19 protein-coding genes are annotated in these 21,626 nt (G+C 59.1%); 10 read left to right on the top strand and 9 right to left on the bottom strand.

Annotation, left to right across the window (positions count from 1 at the left end; translation table 11 throughout):
* The 4 genes from K0F88_RS03175 to fabI are packed head-to-tail and all read left to right on the top strand — an operon-like array spanning position 1 to position 4,523.
* Positions 1 to 1,074, top strand: a complete 1,074-nt coding sequence (locus K0F88_RS03175) for a microcin C ABC transporter permease YejB (protein ID WP_010459785.1) — start codon at positions 1 to 3, stop codon at positions 1,072 to 1,074.
* Position 1,075: 1 nt separating this feature from the next.
* The gene (locus K0F88_RS03170) at positions 1,076 to 2,095 is read left to right on the top strand and encodes an ABC transporter permease (RefSeq protein ID WP_010459784.1); all 1,020 of its coding nucleotides are present in this window, start codon (positions 1,076 to 1,078) and stop codon (positions 2,093 to 2,095) included.
* 1 nt (position 2,096) lies between these two features.
* Positions 2,097 to 3,707 carry an ABC transporter ATP-binding protein gene (locus K0F88_RS03165; RefSeq protein WP_219093957.1) on the top strand — a complete coding sequence of 537 codons (1,611 nt, stop codon included), beginning with the start codon at positions 2,097 to 2,099 and terminating at the stop codon, positions 3,705 to 3,707.
* Positions 3,708 to 3,728: 21 nt separating this feature from the next.
* Positions 3,729 to 4,523, top strand: coding sequence for an enoyl-ACP reductase FabI (fabI, locus tag K0F88_RS03160; protein ID WP_008152082.1), 795 nt, complete (start codon positions 3,729 to 3,731; stop codon positions 4,521 to 4,523).
* Positions 4,524 to 4,659: 136 nt separating this feature from the next.
* On the opposite strand, the gene K0F88_RS03155 is transcribed toward fabI, so the two are convergent.
* Together K0F88_RS03155 and K0F88_RS03150 are read right to left on the bottom strand one after the other, a co-directional pair.
* The gene (locus K0F88_RS03155; protein WP_094467696.1) at positions 4,660 to 5,874 is read right to left on the bottom strand and encodes a hypothetical protein; all 1,215 of its coding nucleotides are present in this window, start codon (positions 5,872 to 5,874) and stop codon (positions 4,660 to 4,662) included.
* Between the two features lie 196 nt (positions 5,875 to 6,070).
* The gene (locus K0F88_RS03150; RefSeq protein ID WP_094467675.1) at positions 6,071 to 6,937 is read right to left on the bottom strand and encodes a LysR family transcriptional regulator; all 867 of its coding nucleotides are present in this window, start codon (positions 6,935 to 6,937) and stop codon (positions 6,071 to 6,073) included.
* 114 nt (positions 6,938 to 7,051) lie between these two features.
* On the opposite strand from K0F88_RS03150, the gene K0F88_RS03145 reads away from it, so the two are divergent.
* Positions 7,052 to 7,477 (top strand): VOC family protein, encoded by a 426-nt coding sequence (locus tag K0F88_RS03145; protein WP_094467676.1) that lies wholly within the window; start codon positions 7,052 to 7,054, stop codon positions 7,475 to 7,477.
* Entirely contained in the window at positions 7,474 to 8,751 is a 1,278-nt protein-coding gene (locus K0F88_RS03140; protein WP_219093955.1) for an amidase, read from the top strand. The genes K0F88_RS03145 and K0F88_RS03140 overlap by 4 nt, the downstream gene beginning before the upstream one ends.
* On the opposite strand, the gene K0F88_RS03135 is transcribed toward K0F88_RS03140, so the two are convergent.
* From K0F88_RS03135 to K0F88_RS03115, 5 genes are all read right to left on the bottom strand, one after another.
* Positions 8,742 to 9,335 (bottom strand): GGDEF domain-containing protein, encoded by a 594-nt coding sequence (locus K0F88_RS03135; protein ID WP_094467678.1) that lies wholly within the window; start codon positions 9,333 to 9,335, stop codon positions 8,742 to 8,744. The two genes, K0F88_RS03140 and K0F88_RS03135, sit on opposite strands and share 10 nt — an antisense overlap.
* Before the next feature lie 74 nt (positions 9,336 to 9,409).
* Positions 9,410 to 9,988, bottom strand: a complete 579-nt coding sequence (locus K0F88_RS03130) for a hypothetical protein (RefSeq protein ID WP_094467679.1) — start codon at positions 9,986 to 9,988, stop codon at positions 9,410 to 9,412.
* A 1-nt stretch (position 9,989) separates the two neighbouring features.
* On the bottom strand, positions 9,990 to 12,158 hold the full coding sequence (locus tag K0F88_RS03125) for a xanthine dehydrogenase family protein molybdopterin-binding subunit (protein WP_094467680.1): 2,169 nt from the start codon (positions 12,156 to 12,158) through the stop codon (positions 9,990 to 9,992).
* 25 nt (positions 12,159 to 12,183) lie between these two features.
* Positions 12,184 to 12,639: a (2Fe-2S)-binding protein gene (locus tag K0F88_RS03120; RefSeq protein WP_094467681.1), complete on the bottom strand. Its 456-nt coding sequence runs from the start codon at positions 12,637 to 12,639 to the stop codon at positions 12,184 to 12,186.
* A gap of 259 nt (positions 12,640 to 12,898) precedes the next feature.
* The gene (locus K0F88_RS03115; RefSeq protein ID WP_219093953.1) at positions 12,899 to 13,744 is read right to left on the bottom strand and encodes an oxidoreductase; all 846 of its coding nucleotides are present in this window, start codon (positions 13,742 to 13,744) and stop codon (positions 12,899 to 12,901) included.
* Between the two features lie 112 nt (positions 13,745 to 13,856).
* Here K0F88_RS03115 and K0F88_RS03110 point away from each other — a divergent pair, with 112 nt between their 5' ends.
* A complete protein-coding gene (locus K0F88_RS03110; RefSeq protein WP_257605173.1) occupies positions 13,857 to 14,774 on the top strand; it encodes a LysR family transcriptional regulator in 918 nt (305 codons plus the stop codon).
* On the opposite strand, the gene K0F88_RS03105 is transcribed toward K0F88_RS03110, so the two are convergent.
* Both K0F88_RS03105 and K0F88_RS03100 read right to left on the bottom strand, forming a co-directional pair.
* Positions 14,771 to 15,925, bottom strand: coding sequence for an NnrS family protein (locus tag K0F88_RS03105; RefSeq protein ID WP_219093949.1), 1,155 nt, complete (start codon positions 15,923 to 15,925; stop codon positions 14,771 to 14,773). The genes K0F88_RS03110 and K0F88_RS03105 overlap by 4 nt on opposite strands.
* Positions 15,925 to 16,173 carry a transmembrane sensor/regulator PpyR gene (locus K0F88_RS03100; RefSeq protein ID WP_094467686.1) on the bottom strand — a complete coding sequence of 83 codons (249 nt, stop codon included), beginning with the start codon at positions 16,171 to 16,173 and terminating at the stop codon, positions 15,925 to 15,927. The genes K0F88_RS03105 and K0F88_RS03100 overlap by 1 nt, the downstream gene beginning before the upstream one ends.
* Before the next feature lie 266 nt (positions 16,174 to 16,439).
* Here K0F88_RS03100 and K0F88_RS03095 point away from each other — a divergent pair, with 266 nt between their 5' ends.
* The 3 genes from K0F88_RS03095 to K0F88_RS03085 all read left to right on the top strand — a co-directional run bounded on the left by K0F88_RS03095 (position 16,440) and on the right by K0F88_RS03085 (position 21,626).
* The gene (locus K0F88_RS03095) at positions 16,440 to 16,937 is read left to right on the top strand and encodes a VOC family protein (protein ID WP_094467687.1); all 498 of its coding nucleotides are present in this window, start codon (positions 16,440 to 16,442) and stop codon (positions 16,935 to 16,937) included.
* 35 nt (positions 16,938 to 16,972) lie between these two features.
* Positions 16,973 to 17,806: an AraC family transcriptional regulator gene (locus tag K0F88_RS03090; RefSeq protein ID WP_094467688.1), complete on the top strand. Its 834-nt coding sequence runs from the start codon at positions 16,973 to 16,975 to the stop codon at positions 17,804 to 17,806.
* Between the two features lie 172 nt (positions 17,807 to 17,978).
* On the top strand, positions 17,979 to 21,626 hold the full coding sequence (locus tag K0F88_RS03085; protein WP_219093947.1) for a hypothetical protein: 3,648 nt from the start codon (positions 17,979 to 17,981) through the stop codon (positions 21,624 to 21,626).

The following is a 21,626-nucleotide window of genomic DNA, read 5'->3' as shown; positions in this document are numbered from 1 at the left end:
ATGCTGGCGTATATTTTTCGGCGACTGCTGCTGATCATCCCGACCTTGCTCGGCATTTTGCTGATCAACTTCGTGATCATCCAGGCTGCCCCCGGTGGGCCGGTGGAGCAGATGATCGCCAAGCTCGAAGGCTTCGAAGGCGCCACCAGCCGCATTGCCGGCGGCGGTGCCGAAGTCTCGGTGGCCGGCTCGGCCTATCGCGGCGCGCAGGGTCTGGACCCGATGCTGGTCAAGGAAATCGAGCACATGTACGGCTTCGACAAATCGGCGCCGGAACGCTTGTGGATCATGATCAAGAACTACGCCACCCTGGACTTCGGCGACAGTTTCTTCCGCGACGCCAAGGTCATCGACCTGATCAAGGAAAAGATGCCGGTGTCGATCTCGCTCGGGCTGTGGAGCACGCTGATCATGTACCTGGTGTCGATCCCGCTGGGGATCGCCAAGGCGACGCGACACGGCAGCCACTTCGACGTCTGGACCAGTTCGCTGATCATCGTCGGCTACGCGATCCCGGCGTTCCTGTTCGCCATCCTGCTGATCGTGGTGTTTGCCGGCGGCAGCTACCTGGACTGGTTCCCGCTCAGGGGACTGACTTCAAACAACTTTGATGAGCTGAGCACTGGCGGCAAGATCCTCGATTACTTCTGGCACCTGGCATTGCCGGTGACAGCGCTGGTGATCGGCAACTTCGCGACCATGACCCTGCTGACCAAAAACAGCTTCCTTGATGAAATCAACAAGCAGTACGTGGTGACCGCCAAGGCCAAAGGCCTGACCAATCACCGTGTGCTGTACGGCCATGTGTTCCGCAACGCCATGCTGCTGGTGATCGCCGGGTTCCCTTCAGCGTTTATCGGGATCTTCTTCACCGGCTCGTTGCTGGTGGAAGTGATTTTCTCCCTGGACGGTCTCGGTTTGATGAGTTTCGAAGCAGCGATCAACCGCGATTACCCGGTGGTGTTCGGCACGCTGTTTATCTTCACGTTGCTGGGGCTGGTGGTGAAACTGATTGGCGATTTGACGTACACCTTTGTCGATCCGCGCATCGACTTCGAAAGCCGGGAGCATTGAGATGAATTTGTCCCCGCTCAATCGCCGGCGTTTCGAACTGTTCAAGGCCAACAAGCGTGGCTGGTGGTCGCTGTGGCTGTTTCTGGTGCTGTTCGGCCTGAGTCTTGGCGCGGAGCTGATTGCCAACGACAAACCGCTGGTGGTGCATTACGACAACGGCTGGTATTTCCCGGCGCTCAAGCGCTACCCGGAAACCGCGTTCGGCGGCGAATTCCCGCTGGAAGCCAACTACAAGAGCCCGTACATCCGCGAATTGCTCAAGGCCAAGGATGCCTGGGTGCTGTGGGCGCCGATCCCCTACAGCTACCAAAGCATCAATTACGACCTGAAAGTCCCGGCGCCGGCGCCACCTTCGGCCGACAACCTGCTGGGCACCGACGATCAGGGTCGCGATGTGTTGGCGCGGGTGATTTACGGCTTCCGCATTTCGGTGCTGTTTGCCCTGACGCTGACCATTCTCAGCTCGATCATCGGCGTGATTGCCGGGGCCTTGCAGGGGTTCTATGGTGGCTGGGTGGATCTGGCCGGGCAGCGTTTCCTGGAAATCTGGTCCGGGCTGCCGGTGTTGTATTTGCTGATCATCCTCGCCAGTTTCGTGCAGCCGAACTTCTGGTGGCTGCTGGGCATCATGCTGCTGTTCTCGTGGATGAGCCTGGTGGACGTGGTGCGCGCCGAGTTCCTGCGCGGGCGTAACCTGGAATATGTACGCGCGGCCCGGGCGCTGGGGATGCAGAATGGCGCGATCATGTTCCGCCACATCCTGCCCAACGCCATGGTTTCGACCATGACCTTCATGCCGTTCATTTTGACCGGCGCCATCGGCACCCTGACCGCGCTCGACTTCCTGGGCTTCGGTCTGCCGCCGGGCGCGCCGTCGTTGGGTGAACTGGTGGCCCAGGGCAAATCCAACCTGCAAGCACCGTGGCTGGGCATGAGCGCGTTTGCCGTGCTCGCACTGATGTTGAGTTTGCTGGTGTTTATCGGCGAGTCCGCTCGCGATGCCTTCGACCCGAGGAAGTGAAATGAATCAGGACAATCTGATCGAAGTGCGCGACCTGGCCGTCGAATTCGTCGTCGGCGATCACTGCCAGCGAGTGGTGGAAGGCGTCAGCTTCGACATCAAGCGCGGCGAAACCCTGGCCCTGGTCGGCGAAAGCGGCTCTGGCAAATCGGTGACCGCGCATTCGATCCTGCGCCTGCTGCCCTACCCGCTCGCCCGGCATCCGTCCGGGACCATCGAGTATTCAGGGCAAGACCTGCTGAGTCTGAAAGAGAAAACCATCCGCCACATCCGCGGCAACCGGATCGCGATGATCTTTCAGGAGCCGATGACCTCGCTCAACCCGCTGCACTCGATCGAGAAGCAGATCAACGAGGTGCTGGGCATCCACAAGGGCCTGGTCGGCAAAGTGGCGACCCAGCGCACGCTGGAATTGTTGGAGATGGTCGGCATTCCTGAGCCGCACAAGCGCCTCAAGGCCTTGCCCCATGAGTTGTCCGGCGGCCAGCGCCAGCGGGTGATGATTGCCATGGCCCTGGCCAACGAGCCGGAACTGCTGATTGCCGACGAACCGACCACCGCGCTGGACGTGACCGTTCAGCTGAAAATCCTCGAATTGCTCAAGGAATTGCAGGCCCGCCTGGGCATGGCATTGCTACTGATCAGTCATGATTTGAACCTTGTGCGAAGAATTGCGCATCGCGTATGTGTCATGCAGCGCGGTTGCATCGTCGAACAGGCATCGTGCGAAGAGTTGTTCCGCGCGCCGCAGCATCCGTACACTCGGGAACTGCTGGCAGCGGAGCCCAGCGGCAAGCCGGCGACCAATGTAATTGGCCCGCCGTTGCTGCAGGTCGAGGACTTGAAAGTCTGGTTCCCGATCAAGAAAGGCTTTCTGAAAAAGACCGTCGACCACATCAAAGCGGTGGACGGCATCAATTTCAGCCTGCCCCAGGGACAGACCCTGGGGATTGTGGGAGAAAGCGGTTCGGGCAAGTCGACGCTCGGTCTGGCGATTTTGCGGCTGATCGGCAGCAAAGGCGCCATCCGTTTTGAAGGCAAGCAGCTAGACTGCTTGACGCAGGCCGAGGTTCGGCCGTTGCGCCGGGAGATGCAGGTGGTGTTCCAGGACCCGTTCGGCAGCCTGAGCCCGCGGATGTGCGTGAGCCAGATCGTCGGCGAAGGCCTGCGGATCCACAAGATGGGCACCGAGGCGGAACAGGAACAAGCGATTATTGCGGCATTGAAGGAGGTAGGCCTGGACCCGGAAACCCGGAACCGCTACCCCCACGAATTTTCCGGTGGGCAGCGGCAGAGAATCGCCATTGCCCGGGCATTAGTGCTAAAACCGGCGTTGATTTTGCTGGACGAGCCGACTTCGGCCCTCGACCGCACCGTGCAACGCCAAGTGGTGGAGCTGCTGCGCTCACTGCAAACCAAGTACAACCTGACGTATCTGTTTATCAGCCATGACCTGGCTGTCGTCAAGGCGCTGAGCCACCAGCTGATGGTGGTCAAGCAGGGCCAAGTGGTCGAACAGGGAGACGCGCAAAGTATCTTTGCCGCCCCCCAACATCCGTATACACAGCAGTTGCTGGAAGCCGCTTTCCTGGCTCCGGCCACTGCGCAATAACCTGAAAGAGAGGAGCAACACATGGGTTTTCTCGCCGGTAAGCGCGTACTGATCGTCGGTGTCGCCAGCAAGCTGTCCATCGCATCCGGCATCGCTGCCGCCATGCATCGCGAGGGCGCTGAGCTTGCCTTCACTTATCAGAACGACAAACTCAAGGGTCGTGTCGAAGAGTTCGCACAAAGCTGGGGCTCCAACCCTGACCTGTGCTTCCCGTGCGACGTGGCCAGCGATGAAGAAATCGCCAAGGTTTTCGTTGAGCTGGGCAAGAAGTGGGACGGCCTGGATTGCATCGTGCACTCCGTCGGCTTCGCCCCGGGCGACCAACTGGACGGCGACTTCACTGAAGCCACCACCCGTGAAGGTTTCCGCATCGCTCACGACATCAGCGCGTACAGCTTCGTGGCCCTGGCCAAAGCTGGCCGTGAAATGATGAAAGGCCGCAATGGCAGCCTGCTGACCCTGTCGTACCTGGGCGCCGAGCGCACCATGCCGAACTACAACGTAATGGGCATGGCCAAGGCTTCGCTGGAAGCCGGCGTGCGTTACCTGGCCGGCTCCCTGGGCCCGGACGGCACCCGCGTCAACTGCGTTTCGGCCGGCCCGATCCGCACCCTAGCCGCTTCCGGCATCAAGAACTTCCGTAAAATGCTGGCCGCCAACGAAGCGCAAACCCCGCTGCGTCGCAACGTCACCATCGACGAAGTCGGCAACGCCGGCGCCTTCCTGTGCTCGGACCTGGCGTCCGGCATCAGCGGCGAAATCATGTACGTGGACGGTGGTTTCAACACCACTGCGATGGGTAGCCTGGAAGAGTGATCTTCTGCTAGCCCATAAAAAACCCGCCGGTTATGGCGGGTTTTTTATGCCTGCGATTCAGGCCTGATGCAAACCCCCTGTGGGAGCAGGCTTGCTCCCACAGGAATTTATGGCTTGCGTGTTCGTAAAAACACTATCAGCTCAGGATACCCAAGACTTTCGGACCTTGAGCTTCACTTGAGTCCAGATTAACCGCGAGGATGAGTCGATTGACGGTGCGCTGGACAATCATGTCAGTCAACCGGCCTGTTTGCTGCCGAACCACCCCAGAGTCACCAAAAGTAGGGTCGAGCTCACCGCCTTCGGTGGTACGCAGCCAGTACAGCTTTTGCACAGGAAAATTCTCACTCCCTGCGACCACGATTTTTTTATCCGGCTGTACGGTGACGGAAGGGATGTTTACAAAGTCGGAACCCAGATCAACCACCAACGGCAATCCACTGTTAAACGTTTCATCCGATGCGCCATTACCCGATACCCGCTGCACGGCAACATAACGTTTACCATCGTCATTAATCGACGTGGCAGCGGCGATGATTATCTTGTCATCATCCACCACCATCGAGCCAAAACTGGTGTAATTTTCGTTCTCCCAAAATCCGTCAATGCCGAAGGTTTTGTTCAACGTGCCGTCTCGGTTGTAGCAAGCCAAGACCGCTCTCGGGACTGATATGCCTGAAGACGGTCGGTCAACAATCCCAAACACAACGATGCGCCCGTCTGAAAGGACGCCGATGCTATGGATCGTCGTAATCAGCCCCTTGAATCTGACTTCAAAACCAGTGTCGGGATGACCTTGGTCATCTAGGGTGTATACCCTACCCGCCGAATCGATAGTTGTGCCCTCGTTGTCCACCCGTTGGTAACTTTCGGCCACTAAAACATGGTGGTCAGCAGTGAGACATCCCGTAGGTCCGAATGTCTGCAAACCCTGTTCCGGAGGAACGGGATCGACGGGTAAAGGCAATATTCTTGTGCCAAAGACTAAATCAGGACTTCCTCCCTCGTTGAATCGCGTAATCGCAGCCTGCCGGATAAAGGGCTCTTTACCCGAGTTACCAATCAACAGGAATTTGCCGTCTCTTCGAGCAAGTAAACGTGTGAAACTTTCGAATTGGCCTTTGGCGAAGTCCCACGCGAACGGTTGGAAAGTCGGATCGGAAGTGCCATCAGCCATGGCTCGATAAATCCATGAGACACGGCCTGTTTGAGCCACGTAAAGCAGTTTCCCGGCAGATGTTTCAACGACACATTGAGACGAACCTTGAGGAATATTGATCATCCCGTTGTCAGCAAATCCCACATCCAGATCACCTGGTGCTCGTTGCTGCGTGTTGGCTTGCGCTGTCATGCCGCTATCCTCCTGAAGTAAGGGCTCCATGCAATCAGGGGGAATGCAAAAAAACATCCATCCCGACAGCCAGATCCGTTTGACAGCGCCACGATAGTGCGAAAGCCGAGACACACATCACTGTCATAAATAACAGTTTTAATGTCTTCAAGAGCCAAAATTCATTCTTCACAGCACATAAATTGCCGCGCCTGAGTTAGCCGGCAGGTTGCGTCAGGCACTTGGCAAACAACTGCTGGATCGGCTGTGTGCGCTGGCTGTAGCGCTGCAGCAGCACGATTTCGCGGTAGAACGTCAACTCGCCCAACGGGACAATCCTGACCTTCGCCCCATGTTCAAGCCATAGCCCGGCCTCGGGCAGCAGTGAAACGCCGAACCCGCATTCGACCATCTTCACGATGGCTTCCAGCTCATCCAGCTCCATGGCCACGTGCACATCAATCTGCTGTTCACGTAAAAATCGCGTTATCAGGCGTCCACCGAACGAGTTGCTGTCGTAACGCACGTGCGGATGGCTCGCGAGGATCTGCAACGGATCATCGCCCTCAAGGTCCATCGGCACGATCAATACAAACGGCTCCCGGCGAATCACCTGCGCCGACAGCTCTTTGGGCAGTTCAAATGGCGGCTTGATCAATATCGCCAGATCCACCTCACCGGTATCTACCTGACTCAACAAACTCATCGACACGCCCGGCACCAGTTTCGGCTCCAGCAGCGGTGCCTGCTCCCTCAACCTTAAAAATGCCTGAGGCAACAACCCGGTCTGGACCGTGGCCACTGCGCCGATTTTCAACTCGCCACGGTACTCGCTGACATCATCACTGACGGCCATCCGGCTAAACGTGTCGAGGATCTGCTGCGCCATCGGCAACGCCCGTTGCCCTGCGGCATTGAGAATCGCCTGGCGCCCGGTGCGATCAAACAGGCGGATACCCAGCGCCTGTTCCAGATTGCGCATCTGTGCGCTGACCGCCGACTGCGTCAGGCCGATGTGCATGCCGGCAGCCGCGAACGTGCCGTAGCGCGTCACGGCGATGAAGGTTTTCAGTTCGCGCAGCATAAGCGTTCTCGATTGATCGAAATAATTTGAGCTCGACGCAAAAACTATCGTCTTTTAATCAAAAATCATAGCGCTAAACTCTGCTTCAACTCCTGAGAACCTGAGGCGAACCCGATGCAACTCTCCCCTTTTCACTTGGCCATTCCGGTTTACGATCTGGCGGCTGCCCGACGCTTTTACGGCGACATATTCGGCCTGGAAGAAGGCCGCTCCAGCGAGCATTGGGTCGACTTCAACTTTTTCGGCCATCAACTGGTGATTCACCTGGCACCGAAAAACGCTTCTCAGGAAGCGGCGCACACCAATGCCGTGGACGGTCATAACGTACCGGTGCCGCATTTCGGTGTGGTGCTGGGGATGGCGGAATGGGAGGCGCTGGCCGAGCGCTTGAAAGGCCTTGGGACACGCTTCGTGATCGAGCCGGGCATCCGCTTCCAGGGATTGGTGGGCGAGCAGTCCACGATGTTTCTCTTCGACCCGTGCGGCAACGCTTTGGAGTTCAAAGCGTTTAAAAATATCAGCCAGTTGTTTGCCAAATGAACCGCCCGGCCCTTGACGCGACCACCCTCAGTGAAGCGGTGGCCAATGGCGATACGACCGCTGCCGCCATCGCCGAATCCTTTCTTGAGTGCATTCAGGCGCGGGAGCCGGATATCCAGGCGTTCGTCTCGTTCGACGACCGGCAGGTGCGTGCCGATGCTGCGCAGAATACCGGGCGCGGCCTGCTGGCTGGCGTCCCCGTCGGCATCAAGGATATCTTCGACACCGCCACCTACCCCACGCAATTCTTCTCGCCCATCTACACCGACCATCAACCGTCCCGGGATGCCCACGTGGTGACGCTGCTGCGCCAGGCCGGCGCGCTGATCATGGGCAAGACCCACACCACCGAATTTGCCTACATGCACACCGGCCCGACCCGAAATCCTCACGATCTCGCTCGCACGCCGGGCAGCTCCAGCGCGGGTTCGGCGGCCGGGATGGCAGCGGGTTTCTTTGCCGTGGCGCTGGGCACCCAGACGGCTGGCTCGCTGCTCAAGCCAGCGTCCTATTGCGGCCTTTTCGCCTACAAACCGTCCCTGGGACTGGTGTCGCTGGAAGGTGTAAAGCCGCTGGCCCCGAGCTTCGATACCGTGGGCTGGTATGGACGATCGGTGCGCGATCTGCACCTTGTGGCACGGGTGTTGATTCCCGGTTTTGTAGTGCCGGACGTCGAGCGGCGTCCACTGAGGCTGGGTTTCTGCCGCACCTCACGCTGGGATCAGGTGGACGCCGAGGTGGCGTGCGCTCTGGAGCAGGCCACGGATCAGTTGCGCAGCGCCGGCCATTATGTGAGCGAACTGGAGCTGCCCGATGAATTTGCCGCAGTGTTCGACGACCATCAGTTGATCAACGATTGCGAAGGTGCCCGCTCGCTGGCCAAGGAATTCCAACGCCACCGCGCTCAACTGAGCCCTTCGACACTGGCCATGTTCGAGCGAGCGGCGGCAACAACCTGGGAGCAGGAATCCGCTGCCAAGGCGCGCCTGGCCACGCTTGCGCCCCGTTTGAATGAGCTCTGCCAACCGTTCGACGCCCTGCTCGGTGCCTCTTGCGGGATGGTCGCGCCGATGGGCCTGGAAAGCACCGGACCGTCGGACTTCATCAAGTTCTGGGGGGCGTTTGGCTGGCCGCAGGTGAACATCCCGCTGGTGCGCGCCCAACCGATGTTGCCGGTCGGGCTACAGATCATCGGGAAGTTCAGGGACGATGGCCGGCTGTTGCGAACGGCCGCCTACGTTGCCGCCGCTTTGCAAGGCGCCGCTCAACAATGACCCGTGTCGTGCATCGCTTTGTCGGCCAGGGCCAACACGTCTTCCGCTGTCGGGTGTAGCCGAGCATCAAACTCGACCTGGCCAATGCTGAAGTGAATGGCAAAGCTGCGATTGGCCGTGGCATTGCGCTCGGCGAGTATTTCTTCGAGCCGGGCCTTGATCGCGGACAGTTCGACAACGCTTGCACCCGTCAACAAGGCGACAAACTCATCGTTGCCCAATCGACCAATCACATCGCTTTCGCGAAAGGCGATACGCAGCACGTCAGCGAAGGTCTTCAAGGCGTGGTCACCTTCGGCGCGCCCGTACAGATAGTTGATTCGCTTGAAATTATCGAGGTCGAAAAACAGCAGCGTCGCCGGCAATCCCAGCTGCTGGCAGGCGTCCATCCCCTGTTGGGCCAGCGCTGTAAAACCGTGACGGTTGGGCAGCAGCGTCAACTCGTCCATGCTCGCCATCTGCACGCCCATCAGTTCTTGCTCGGCCTTGCGGGCCAGGTCACGCAGCAGCTCACGCTCCTGCAGTGGCGAACGTAACGGGTCTGTACAAGCACCGCGCTTGAACGGTTTGCCTGGGATCAGCATGACTCACTCCATTGGCGGATACGTACTTTAGAGTCGTGCATATCCGGTTTGACTCCCTGTTAACGGACCGCCGGTCAACTGCCCTGCACCGGACACGGGCCGCCAGCGTCCGCCCACAGCTTGAACTGGGTGACGAAAATGTCGTGCGGCACCGGCACCGGCGCCCTTCCCTCACCCGGATTCCAGCCCCACAGCACCAGCTTGTCCTCGCTGACGTGCTTGATCAGGGCCGCGAAATCACGGTCACCGTTACTGGAGCGATCCTTGATCATCGCGCACAACTGGTCGGCCGGCAGCCCGATCCAGGCCATCTTGTGCGCCGCCGGCGGCAAGCTCCAGTGCGGCGCTCCCGGCGGTGCATGCGGCCCGTAACTGGCGGGCGGATTGGTGTCGGCGTGACAGGTCGCGCAGGGCAAACCCGCTGCGCCCTTGCCGTCCATCCCGCGCACCACGCTCATGGCGTGGGGGATCCCAGCGTCGAACTGCAACGGCGAATCGCCTGGGATATGACAGTTCTGGCAACGCGGACTTTGAAAGACCTTCTGCACCGTACCAAACGCCTTGATGGCTTCCTTATCGTCCGCAAACAGGTGCTCGGCGTAGCCGACCAGGCCGATCAGCACCACCGCACCCAGAATCAGATGTCGTTTCATCTCACACCCCCGACAGTTGCAACGGCAGTTCCCGCAAGCGTTGCCCGGTCAGGGCGAACACCGCGTTGGCCACTGCCGGCGCCGTGGGTGGGACACCGGCTTCGCCAATACCGCCGGACCGTTCAGTGCTCGGCACGATATGCACTTCGACCACCGGCATTTCGTTGAGCCGCAGCACCTGATAGTCGTGGTAATTGGATTGCACCACCTGGCCGTCCTTGAACGTCAGTTTGCTGTGCAAGGTAAAGCCGAGGCCGAAGGTGATGCAGGACTCCATCTGCGCGGCGATGCTCATCGGGTTGACCGCAATTCCGCAGTCCACCGCGCACACCACCCGGTGCACGCGAATTTTCAGGTTGTCCTGGGACACCTCGGCGACCTGCGCGACGTAACTGCCGAAAGACTCATGCACCGCCACACCCAAGGCGTGGCCGTCTGGCAGTTCCGCCTTCCAGTTGGCTTTTTCGACGGCAAGGTTCAGCACGCCCAAATGTCGCGGATGCGCCTTGAGCAAGGTTCGTCGGTACTCCACCGGATCCTTGCCAGCCGCCTCCGCCAATTCATCGATCAACGATTCCATGACAAACGCCGTGTGGCTGTGCCCCACCGAACGCAGCCACAACACGCTGATGCCGGTAGTCGGCGAGTGCAGTTCCACTTGGTGGTTGGCCAAGCTTTCGAGGTAAGGGCTGTCGGCGACGCCTTCGACCGAGGTTTTGTCGACACCGTCCTTCACCATGGTCGCCGCAAATGCGGTCCCTTCCATGATCGACTGACCGACCATCACATGCTTCCAGGCCACGGGCATGCCGCCAGCATCCAGGCCGATGCGTGCCTGATGCAGGAACGCCGAGCGGTAGTAACCGCCGCGGACGTCGTCCTCCCGGGACCAGACGGTTTTCACCGGCCCGCCGGCCGCCTTGGCGACCTGCACGGCTTCAGCGACAAAGTCCGAGGTCGGATTGGCCCGACGACCGAAGCCGCCGCCGAGGAATTCGGTGTGGATTTCAACCTGCTCGGGTTTGAGCCCGGTGATCTTGCCCGCGATCATTTGATCCAGGGTCTGGAACTGAGTGCCGGTCCAGATCTCGCACTTGTCCTTGCTGATTTTCACCGTGCAATTGAGCGGCTCCATCGGCGCATGGGCCAGGTAAGGCACGCTGTATTCGACATCGACGGTCTTCGCCGCCTTGCCCAGTGCGGCGGTGGTATCGCCGGCCTTGCTGGCCGAGACGCCAGGCGTGGCCGCGAGTTTGCGGAAGCTTTCCAGCAGTTTCTGGCTGTCGAGGCCGGCATTCGGCCCCAGGTCCCAGTCAATTTTCAGCGCATCGCGCCCCAGCTTCGCCGCCCAGTAATGCTCGGCAATCACCGCCACGCCAGTGGGCACCTGCACCACTTTGTGCACGCCCGGCACGGCCAGCGCCTCGGCGCCTTCGAAAGATTTGACGCTGCCGCCAAACACCGGCGAACGGGCAACCATGGCCGTCATCAAGCCATCGAATTGCACGTCCATGCCGAACTTGGCCCGACCGGTGATTTTCTCCGGTGTGTCCAGGCGCTTGGTGGGTTTGCCGATCAGTTTCCAGTCCTTGGCCTCTTTGAACGTGATCGAGGCCGGATCCGGCACCGGCAGCTTGCCGGCATCGTCCGCCAGTTCGCCGTAGGTCGCGCGGTTGTCGCCGGCGATGACCACGCCTGACTCGGTGTGAATCGCCGAGGGCGCGACGTTGAAACGCTTGGCGGCCGCATCGATCAGCATCAGGCGCGCTGCCGCGCCGGCCTGCCGATAGCGGTCGAACTCCATCCAGGTCGAGGTCGAGCCGCCGGTGATCTGCATCCCGCCGAAACCCGCCATGCCGTAGTCAGCCGCCGACGCGGGTGAATGTTCAACACGGATTTTCGACCAGTCGGCGTCCAGTTCTTCGGCGATCAACATCGTCAGGCCGGTCCAGATGCCCTGGCCCATTTCCGAGTGACCGAGCAGTACGGTGACGACGTTGTCGTTGCCGATCCGTAAAAACGCATTGGGCGCAAACACGTTGCCTTCATTCTCCGCCCCCACGGCAAAGCGATGCGCGCCGGGAATGACAAACGCCACCACCAGACCACCGCCCAACAACGCGCTGCCCTTGAGAAAACCGCGACGTGACACAGGGTTGAGGCTGTTCATGGTTCAGACTCCCTTCAACGTGGCATCAACCGATTTCGGCAGCGCGTTTGACCGCGGCACGGATCCTTGGGTAGGTGCCGCAGCGGCAAATATTGCCGGAGAGCGCCTGATCGATGTCGCTGTCGGTGGGTTGGGGGATCTTCGCCAGCAACGCGGCGGCGGACATGATCTGCCCGGACTGGCAGTAACCGCATTGCACCACGTCGAGTTCGGCCCAGGCTTGCTGCACCGGGTGCGAACCGTCTGTGGACAGGCCTTCGATGGTGAGGATTTTTTGCCCGTGGGCCACCGCAGTGGCGGGCGTGATGCAGGAGCGCAACGGCGCGCCGTCGACGTGCACGGTGCAGGCGCCACACTGGGCCATGCCGCAACCGAATTTGGTCCCGGTCAGGTGCGCGACATCGCGCAGGACCCAGAGCAGCGGCATGTCCGCAGGGACATCCAGCTCCTGATCCTTGCCATTGATGTTCAGGGTCAACATTACGAATTTCCTCAGACTCACGGTGTTCTGAAGGGGCGTCGCTGTGACAACAAAATGCCTACGCGCGCCTCAGGTTATCCCTACAGCTAAGCGCAAAATGCCGGGCGAGACCGGTTCATCGACCACCGGTCAAAAAAAGGCCACCTTGATGGGTGGCCTTGGAATGAGGTTTTGTAGTGATGGCGCTTGGATGGTTAGCGGGCTTTTGTGCCTGGTGGGCATTTGTGGCGAGGGAGCTCCCTCGCCACAAAGATTGCGATCAGTAGTCGGTGGACACCGACACCTCGCGCCACGTCTGCAACTCATCGGCGACGAAGACGTTCTTGGCTTCGATCGCCGCGACGCAGTCACTGCCCAGCGGCAAGCGCAGCGGTGCTTTTTTCGCTTCCACCAGGGTGATCATGGTCTGGGCGAGCTTGTCCGGGTCGCCCGGCTGGTTCAGGGTCACGGCCTTGGCAATTTTGCGCACCTCACCCGCCGTGCTGTCGTAGTCCGCAATCGTGGACGGGGATTCAACCAGCGAATTGCCCTCGAGGAATTCGGTACGGAAGTATCCAGGCTCAACCACGGTGACTTTGACACCCACCGGCGCCAACTCGGCGTGCAGCGCCTCGCTCAGGCCTTCGACGGCAAACTTGGTCGAGCAATAGACGCCAAAACCCGCGCCCGACGCGTAACCGCCCACCGAAGACAGGTTGATCACATGCCCACTGCGGGCGGCGCGCATGTATGGCAACACGGCACGAGTGACGTTCAGCAAGCCGAAGACGTTGGTTTCGTACACGCGGCGCACTTCATCGGCGCTGGCTTCTTCCACCGCACCCAGCAAGCCGAAGCCGGCGTTGTTGACCAGCACGTCGATGCGCCCGAAGTGCTCGATGGCCGCTTTGGCGACCGTAACACCCTGGGCTTCGTTGGTGACATCCAGGGACACGGCGAGCAACGCGGGTTGAGTGCCGAAACGTTGGGTGACGCTGCTGGCATCACGGGCGGTGGCCACCACGGCGTCGCCATTGGCCAGTGCGGCGGCCGCGATCTTGGCGCCGATACCGCGGGAAGCGCCAGTGATGAGCCAGACACGTTTGAAGGTATGGGAAGTGGTCATGATCGTGTTCCTTGTTTGGGTTGGGGTGAGCACAAGGTACGCACGAAGATTGGTCTGAAAAATGCCCTCGTGTTACAAGCACTATGAAACTGTCTTTCATAATGGCGCCGCTATGACTCACGATCCTTTCGACGGCTTGACCGAGTTTCTGGCGGTGGCCGAGCACAAAAGCTTCACCCTCGCCGCCACCCGGTTGGCGGTGACGCCCACAGCGGTCAGCCACGCAATCAAGCTGCTGGAGCGGCGCACGGGCGTGTTGCTGTTCCAGCGCACCACACGCCGGGTGGCGTTGACCGAGGCCGGCGCCAGCCTGTTCGCCCGCTTGCGTCAGGCGGCCAGTGAAATCGACGAGGCGCTGGCGGTGCTCAGCGGTTTCCGCGACCAACCGATGGGCACGTTGCGCATCACCGCGCCGCGCCTGTCCGGCGCCTTGTTGATCGAGCCGCTGATGCCGCTGTTTCGTGAGGCGTACCCGCAGGTCAGCCTAGATATTTCACTGGACGACGCCACGGTCGACTTGATGGAGCGCGGTTTCGATGCCGGGATCCGGCTGGGAGAGTCCATCGAGAAAGACATGATCGCCGTGCGTCTGACACCGGACCTGCAATGGTCGGTGGTGGGTTCGCCAGCGTACTTCGCCAAGGCCGGCAAACCGCTCAGCCCGGAAGAGCTGACCCGGCATGCGTGCATCGGCTTCCGCTTTGCCAACTCCGGCAACGCGCATCGCTGGGAATTTCGCAGCGACGGGCGAGACTTCACGGTGGGCGTCGAGAGTGGCGTGCTCGTCAATGATCGCAAGCTACTGATCAGCGCCGCCCGAAACGGGCTCGGATTAGCTTACGCCTGCAACCTGGAGATCATCGACGAGCTGGCGAACAGTCAGCTGGAACGAGTGCTGCAGCCGTTTGTGCCGCTGAGTTCGGCGTTGTACCTGTACTTTCCCAGTCGTACCCAGACTCAACCGAAACTGCGCGCCTTCATCGATTTGACCACGCAGTGGATCGCTGATCGCGGCGGCCTCGGGCGTTAGCGCCTCCGCTTCAACAGGATGCCGGTGTAGTGCATGAGAAAAAGGCCGAAAGCGCTGCTCCACAGCAACGCCGAAAGACCTAGCCCCCACCCGGAAAACGGCACCAGAAACACCCGACTCATACCGGCGATCACCAGCAAGGCAAACCCCAGCACCACAGCGTTCGACGGCTGCAACAGTCGCCCGGTATGACCCAGGCTGACCCGTGCAATCATCGCCAGAATCAACCCGCCGATTCCGCCGACCGCCAAGGCGTGCGTGGCCAGACTTTGCGCCGGCATCACGCCTGCGTGCCACAACGCCATCGCCAGCGCAGCGACCACCAGCCAGGCATACGCGAGGTACAGCGACCAGAGCAACGGCACGCGCCAGATGCCCCGATCATGCCAGCGCCACAGCCGCAGGCCGTGCAACGCGCCCATCAGCAGAAATAACGTGGCCAGCCAAGGTCTGGGCGCATCGTTCAACCCGCTGGCAAAGGACATCGCCGCGAGCAGGCTACTCAGCAACAACACTCTGGTTGGCCACGCGTGCGCGGCGGGTGCTGCAGGACGGTTCAAGCCACGCTGGATGAAAAAGGGAATGACTCGGCCGCCAATCACCGTCATCAGCGCCGCCACCAGCCACAAGGCTGCCAACACGCCACGCCGTTGCAGGCCCGCGTCATCGATCGCGATGCCCCACAGCGTCATGGCCTGACAGCTGGCCATCAGGGCAATCACCAACAGAATCGGGTAGTTGTCGCGCTTGCCGGCGGCCACCAGATCCCGTCCGATCGCCCAGGCCAGCAGTGGGAGAAAAGGCACTTGCGAGGCTAGCAACAGGCTATCGGAAATGGGCAGCAACCAGGCCAGTCGCGCCAGCAGCCAGACCAGCACCAGCCCCATCAAGGGCCAGCCGTTAAGGCCTGGGCGCCCTGTCCAGTTGGGCACTGCGGTCAACAGGAACCCGGCGATGATGGCCGTGGCAAAACCGAACGGCATTTCATGCCGGTGCCAGGCCAACATCCCGCCAACAGGCTGCGCGCCCGGCAGTCGCCCGTACAACCAAAGCGCCCAGATCGCCACCGCGATCGCAGCGAACCCGGCGCCTGCCAGAAAGAACGGTCGAAACCCGAGACTGAAGACCGGCGCAACGGTGAGTCTGCGCATCAGGCCACCGCCCTGACCAGACCTGTGCCCAAGCGATGCTGAGCCAGCAGGCGCATGACGTAGCCGATCTTGAGCAAAGTCGGCCCGATAATAGTCATGGCATGCATCGTCACCAGCACCACAATGGGCACATGGCCGTCGTAGAGATACGCGCCGTAGATGCCCGCCAAAAGCAGCGCCAGACCCGCGACCAGCACGCGACTCGACAGGTGCAGAACGTTCTGAGGATTGTTGAAGAACTCGAACATTTTTCCGTACTCCTGAAGCAGTTCAGTTGTACGTTTTACTTATCAAGTCTCGTGCCAACTTTTTAGTCCTTCCAAATCAGCACCCTGAAGCGACATGAGTCATAACGACCACTTTAGCGATTGGTCTATATGACTCACATCCTTGTCATTTTGACTCTTCCGTGCACCACTACCTGAGGGCAAATGTCGATCTACGGTCCAGCCAATCGACGGCAAGCTGGCTACGCTGTTAATCCAGCATGAATCACCCGTAGAGGAGCATCACCATGCAACGCGTGCAAAAACTGACTCCCTGCCTCTGGTTCGACAATCAGGCCGAAGAGGCGGCGAGGTTTTACTGTTCGATCTTCGATCACTCGAAAATCACCGCCATCACTCACTACGGCAAGGCCGGCCAAGAGGTTCATGGCATGCCCAAAGGCTCGGTGCTGACGGTCAGTTTCGAACTCGACGGACAGCCCATGACAGGCCTCAATGGCGGTCCGTTGTTCACGTTCAGCGAAGCGATTTCCTTTCAGGTCAACTGCCAGACCCAAGAAGAAGTCGACTATTTCTGGGGCTCGCTTTCAGCCCAATCGGAGAACGAACAGTGCGGTTGGGTCAAGGACAAGTTCGGCCTGTCTTGGCAGATCGTGCCGGTTGCCATGATGGACATGCTCAAAGACCCCGACACGAAGAAATCCCAACGCGCGATGCAAGCCATGATGCAGATGAAAAAGCTCGACATTGCCGCGTTGCGGCGAGCCTTTGACGGCGAGAGCTAATACACTCCGTTGCTGGCCTGCCGAGGACACTGACGATGAAGCACACCGTTGCCAAAGACGCTGACACAGCACCCCGCTTCTGGCGTGACGATGCCCTGCCCTTCATTGAAGCGCGTTCCATCGCCGACGGCCGCGAGGTCTGCTACACCCGGCATTCCCACGAGCACTTTTCCATCGGTGCGATCACCGCCGGGCGCAGCACCTACCTCCATGAGCAAGCGCAGTTCCAGGTCAGCGCCGGCACCGTGGTGTTGATGAACCCTGATGATGTGCATGCCTGCAATCCGATTGACGACCAGCCTTGGTCGTACCTGATGCTTTACGTCGAGACGCCCTGGCTGACCGATCTGCAACATCAGCTCGGTTTCAGCCGGGACTCAACCTTCAGGCGGTTTTCCGTCACCCACACCCGCGATAGCAACCTGTTTGCCGGCCTCAACGGCCTGTACGAAATACTGGTTGATCCCTGGCAGGACGTGCTGCGCAAACACAGTGCGGCGGTGGAGTTTTTTACCGAGGTGCAACAGCGGCTCAACCCGATCGATCAAGCGCTGCGCGAACCCAATTTCAAGCTGGAACGGGCCGCCGACTACATTCGCAACAACTGCACCCACCCACTCAAGCTCGAGGATATTTGCGACGCGGCTCAACTGTCGCCGTCCTACCTGATTCGCGCCTTCAAGCACCATTACGGCATGACGCCCCATGCCTTTCTGGTCAACCGGCGTATCCAGTTCGCCCGTGATCAATTGCGCAGTGGCAGGTTGATTGCGGATGTAGCACTGGAAGCGGGTTTTGCCGATCAGGCGCATTTTCAGCGGGTATTCAAACAGCACTTGGCGGCGACGCCGGGACAGTACCGCGGTTAAGCCAAAACGGTTAATTAGTTAGTGAGTTATTTATTTGCATAGCAATTATGCAGACTTCACACGCTCTAAAAACATACAAAGACATATAACTTAAATGACAACGCAGTTATCGCTTACTTAAGCTCCTTTCAAATCACCCGCCAACTCGACACTAGAAGATGGAGCTTCTCACTTGAGCAATTCATATAACAATCTGTTTCGTTCCAGCAACCAACGAGAGAAACAATCAGTCACTGACGCCATTACCCACTTCCTCAGTGATGACGACGTCATGAATACTATTGAATGGTCTTGGGACCGTTTATCGGTCACACGCACGACCGACTCCCATCTGGATAACTTGCATCGCCCCGCCGCCCTGTGTCTGTCGAGACTTATTCGTCATCCTGACTTTTTAAAGATCCGTTCCGAACACTCCCTCCCTGCGACCAGTTCTTTTCAAGTCGATGAGTTGGGTCATCTCTATTACACCCATGAGAACGTCAGCAGCCGCACTGTCGATTCCGAAGTTGTCACCGTCGGCTACTTCTCTGTGCGCACAGACATCACTCACGCGCTCGAAGGCTATCAATCTTTCGAGGAAGATCTTCAACTGTTGGCAAGCATGGCCAGGTTGACCGGTGGATGGGTGACCGCCACCGAGAAAATGGCGGTCAGTCAGTGGTTGCGCGTTCACGGCTTGCCACTGCCTGGCACCGCAGAAAGCGCCCGAGAGTTGATCGACCTGATCAATCACTCGACATTGCCGGACAGCCCTGAGTACGAAGATTACTGGCAACTGCTGAATGCCCCGGAAGATTCTCCGTTCAATCTCACGGAAGAAAACCGGGCAATCATTCGTCGTGTTTCCGAGGACCAGACCGCCGGTGAGATCCCTCTGGTGACCCTGCTGGGCGATTCGCTGAGGCTCGAAAGTCGCTCGTCAGATGGATTGCCCACCAGCCAGAACTACCGGATGGCGCGGCTGATCGATATCGCCAAGTGGGCCTCCGACAATGGGCAAGAATACATAGATGCCTTGGGATGGTTCGCGGGAGAAACGGCCCCCAAACCCACTGAGCCGTTTATTGAGCAGTTGATCATTGCGGCGATGCTGCTTGACCTGGACCCTGACGCTGACCGGGCCAGTACCACATTTGCCGGTTTCGACCTCTATTCGAAACGTTACTTGCTTGCCAGTCCGGCAGCGGTGCGCAAGCAACTTGAACAGCATCTGGTTTCAGCCTGCAAACTCTATGAACTCTTTGCGCCGCTGGTGGCAGAACTGATCCTGGGCGGCATGGCGCCGGAATATCTGGTCCGTGATCTGCCGCCCGAATTACGCCTTGGAACGCCCGCCTGGGTTGTGTTCACCCAAGCCGTCCATTTCGCCGAATCGATGGTTCCCGGCGTCTCGCGAAACATGACTTATCAGCATTTGCTCGGTTTTGGCCGGCTAGCGGAATTGAGCCCGGCCATCAAAACCCTGTCGACGACGGTATCAGTCGACCCGGTCATCACCTGGGCCTTAATGAACAGGCTTGTCACCCGGGACGCTGAAGGCAACCTGAGCACGGATGCCGTGACCCTGGCCATGGATGAATATCAACGGCACGTCGATATGATCAACAGCGCCGTGAATCAACTGGGCAAGCCATTACCCCATCGCAAGACGCTTGCATTGCAGGAGCTGAAATCCTGGGAAGCGGATTGCGACCCTGAGGAGTTGTTGGTCAAACATCGCGGTACCGGTGGAGGGGCGGGAAGAAAGGTGTCGGTTGTAGATCTTTATATGGGCGATGAACTTCACACCGAGGAATGGGACCGGACTCATGGGGAAAGCATTTATAAATCTTTCCCTCACTTAGTCCGTATGCCGCCTGTTGCCGAACTGTACGAGCCCGTCTTTGACGACCATATCGATGCAATGACCCATGCGTTATCCGCCTCGATCAAAATTGCTTTTTCGCAACTTCTACCACAGGACAGACAGTTCATCGAAGAAGGGCATTTGGCGATCTATCAGGTTAATTCGTGGGGGCCGGGAGGACTTGACGGCGTCGTTCCATTGGGCGAAAGAGGTCCTTACGGAACCATTATCTATGCGCGAAAGGACTCGCAAATTCGCTGCTATGAACTTTTCCCACTCAGAATGGAATGCGTCATAAACAAACAACTGACGGAAGCGTATTGGTTAAAAGGCGTCGACGTTGACTTCGAAAAAAACTATCCAGAAAAAAGACTGTTTAGCGAGGCCCCCATAGACGACGAGGCTTATTATAAAAACCTGACACCCCGTAGTGACCGGCGCGCCCAAGTGATTCTCTACAAGCTCGGCGAGTTCAATACACCGTCTGACAATACCGACACCACCTCGCCAAACCGCTACTTCCGGTCCCAACGAAAAAATGAAATCAGCGATCTTATTGCCAAGGAGAACCCGTACTTCAACAAAGGCGCGCTGAAAACGCTGAGCCTTGACGAAACGGAGCGCGAAAAAGCAATCGCCAGTACCGATGCCGTATTCAATGTCATTTTGAACCTGATCATTCCGTTCAAAGGGTGCATCGAGGACCTTTCCTCAGGTGTTCCATCAAGACAGCGGAGCGCGATTCTGGGTTGTGTCATCGACGCCGCGGCACTGGTCATGTCGTTCGCCATCATCGGCGTCAAAGTCGTCGCGATCAGTGCAAAAGCCACGACCCTGGTTTCGAAGCTGTTGTCTGCCTCCACAGTCGTGGCCAGTACCGCGGTCAGCCTGGTCAATCCGGTCAGCGGCGTACCGCAGCTGTTCAAGGGTGGCGCCCGGCTGCTCGGCCGGAGCGTGGCGAAACTGAGCGGCAGCGCCCTTTCCGCTTCACACGCGGCCAGACAGCAATTGCGTTACCTCACCGGCGCGAACAGCTACAACCTGATCAAGGCCGTCGACCATGCTGGCGAGGCGCCCCGGATCCGCATGTCGCTGGACTCGGTTGCCCATGGCCGAGCGCTGTTCAAGGACGACAGCATTCAGACTGTCGAACAGATTGTGGCCCGTCTGGGGGACAAGAACATTCGATTACCCGAGAGTGCAACCCACCTCGAACTGGAGCATCTGTTCAATAATGCGGTCATCGAATCGGCGACCCAATTCAAGCAAGCGCAAGATCTGGAGGCGTTGATTGGTCGAACGGCGGTCGATGACCTGTTCGCGGCGGTCCTGGATAAATCGCAATACGGCTACACCACCGCACGTTCCGCATCGGGTGCCCAAGGTTATGCCGACACACTGGCCACCTTTGCCCAGGTCGAAGCAAAAAACGTCAATTACATGAAGGGTTACCAGCAAAACGTGCTGAAGCAGGACCTGGGCAAGGCGCCGTTCAACCAGGCCATGGCGGAATCAACGTTCAACCCGAATGGTTTTACGGATAATTCGCAGCGGGCAGGCGCCTGGATCGTCAACGGTTCGACCTCCCCCGGTAATGACGTTGACAGCATCGTTCAGGTCCTGCGCGACTACGCAGGCAACGAAAAATCGCTGACCGATCCGGCGGTGATCAAAGAGGTGCACGCACGGATTGCCCCTGCAACCTCGGACATCGTGCGCATTGGCGTCAATGACAAGAAGTACGCCAGCAACATCAGTGGCTTCGCCGCAATGGAACAGCATCTGAAAACGCTGGACACCGGCCATGAGCATTTCGACAAACATTTGCTGGCGACCGTCGTGGGTTTCCACGGTTTGGGTGACGGCAATGGCCGCACGGGTCGCGCGCTGTATGCCATCAGCCAACTGCGAAACAACCGCTTCACACCGCTGACAAAAAACGAGTTCAGTTTGTTGCACGGCCTCGATTGA

This window comes from Pseudomonas sp. UMAB-40 (assembly GCF_900095275.1).
Lineage (GTDB): Bacteria > Pseudomonadota > Gammaproteobacteria > Pseudomonadales > Pseudomonadaceae > Aquipseudomonas > Aquipseudomonas mandelii_B.
Note: the sequence above shows the minus strand (reverse complement) of the source record. Positions and strands in the feature narration are given on the sequence as shown.

What these genes read in the sequence shown, in the direction of transcription:
- K0F88_RS03115 (WP_219093953.1), bottom strand. Translation starts at nt 13,744, where the DNA reads ATGACCACTTCCCATACCTTCAAACGTGTCTGGCTCATCACTGGCGCT.
- K0F88_RS03125 (WP_094467680.1), bottom strand. Translation starts at nt 12,158, where the DNA reads ATGAACAGCCTCAACCCTGTGTCACGTCGCGGTTTTCTCAAGGGCAGC.
- K0F88_RS03135 (WP_094467678.1), bottom strand. Translation starts at nt 9,335, where the DNA reads ATGCTGATCCCAGGCAAACCGTTCAAGCGCGGTGCTTGTACAGACCCG.
- K0F88_RS03105 (WP_219093949.1), bottom strand. Translation starts at nt 15,925, where the DNA reads ATGCGCAGACTCACCGTTGCGCCGGTCTTCAGTCTCGGGTTTCGACCG.
- K0F88_RS03140 (WP_219093955.1), top strand. Translation starts at nt 7,474, where the DNA reads ATGAACCGCCCGGCCCTTGACGCGACCACCCTCAGTGAAGCGGTGGCC.
- K0F88_RS03165 (WP_219093957.1), top strand. Translation starts at nt 2,097, where the DNA reads ATGAATCAGGACAATCTGATCGAAGTGCGCGACCTGGCCGTCGAATTC.
- K0F88_RS03155 (WP_094467696.1), bottom strand. Translation starts at nt 5,874, where the DNA reads ATGACAGCGCAAGCCAACACGCAGCAACGAGCACCAGGTGATCTGGAT.
- K0F88_RS03095 (WP_094467687.1), top strand. Translation starts at nt 16,440, where the DNA reads ATGCAACGCGTGCAAAAACTGACTCCCTGCCTCTGGTTCGACAATCAG.
- K0F88_RS03130 (WP_094467679.1), bottom strand. Translation starts at nt 9,988, where the DNA reads ATGAAACGACATCTGATTCTGGGTGCGGTGGTGCTGATCGGCCTGGTC.
- K0F88_RS03100 (WP_094467686.1), bottom strand. Translation starts at nt 16,173, where the DNA reads ATGTTCGAGTTCTTCAACAATCCTCAGAACGTTCTGCACCTGTCGAGT.
- fabI (WP_008152082.1), top strand. Translation starts at nt 3,729, where the DNA reads ATGGGTTTTCTCGCCGGTAAGCGCGTACTGATCGTCGGTGTCGCCAGC.
- K0F88_RS03170 (WP_010459784.1), top strand. Translation starts at nt 1,076, where the DNA reads ATGAATTTGTCCCCGCTCAATCGCCGGCGTTTCGAACTGTTCAAGGCC.
- K0F88_RS03110 (WP_257605173.1), top strand. Translation starts at nt 13,857, where the DNA reads ATGACTCACGATCCTTTCGACGGCTTGACCGAGTTTCTGGCGGTGGCC.
- K0F88_RS03175 (WP_010459785.1), top strand. Translation starts at nt 1, where the DNA reads ATGCTGGCGTATATTTTTCGGCGACTGCTGCTGATCATCCCGACCTTG.
- K0F88_RS03145 (WP_094467676.1), top strand. Translation starts at nt 7,052, where the DNA reads ATGCAACTCTCCCCTTTTCACTTGGCCATTCCGGTTTACGATCTGGCG.
- K0F88_RS03090 (WP_094467688.1), top strand. Translation starts at nt 16,973, where the DNA reads ATGAAGCACACCGTTGCCAAAGACGCTGACACAGCACCCCGCTTCTGG.
- K0F88_RS03150 (WP_094467675.1), bottom strand. Translation starts at nt 6,937, where the DNA reads ATGCTGCGCGAACTGAAAACCTTCATCGCCGTGACGCGCTACGGCACG.
- K0F88_RS03120 (WP_094467681.1), bottom strand. Translation starts at nt 12,639, where the DNA reads ATGTTGACCCTGAACATCAATGGCAAGGATCAGGAGCTGGATGTCCCT.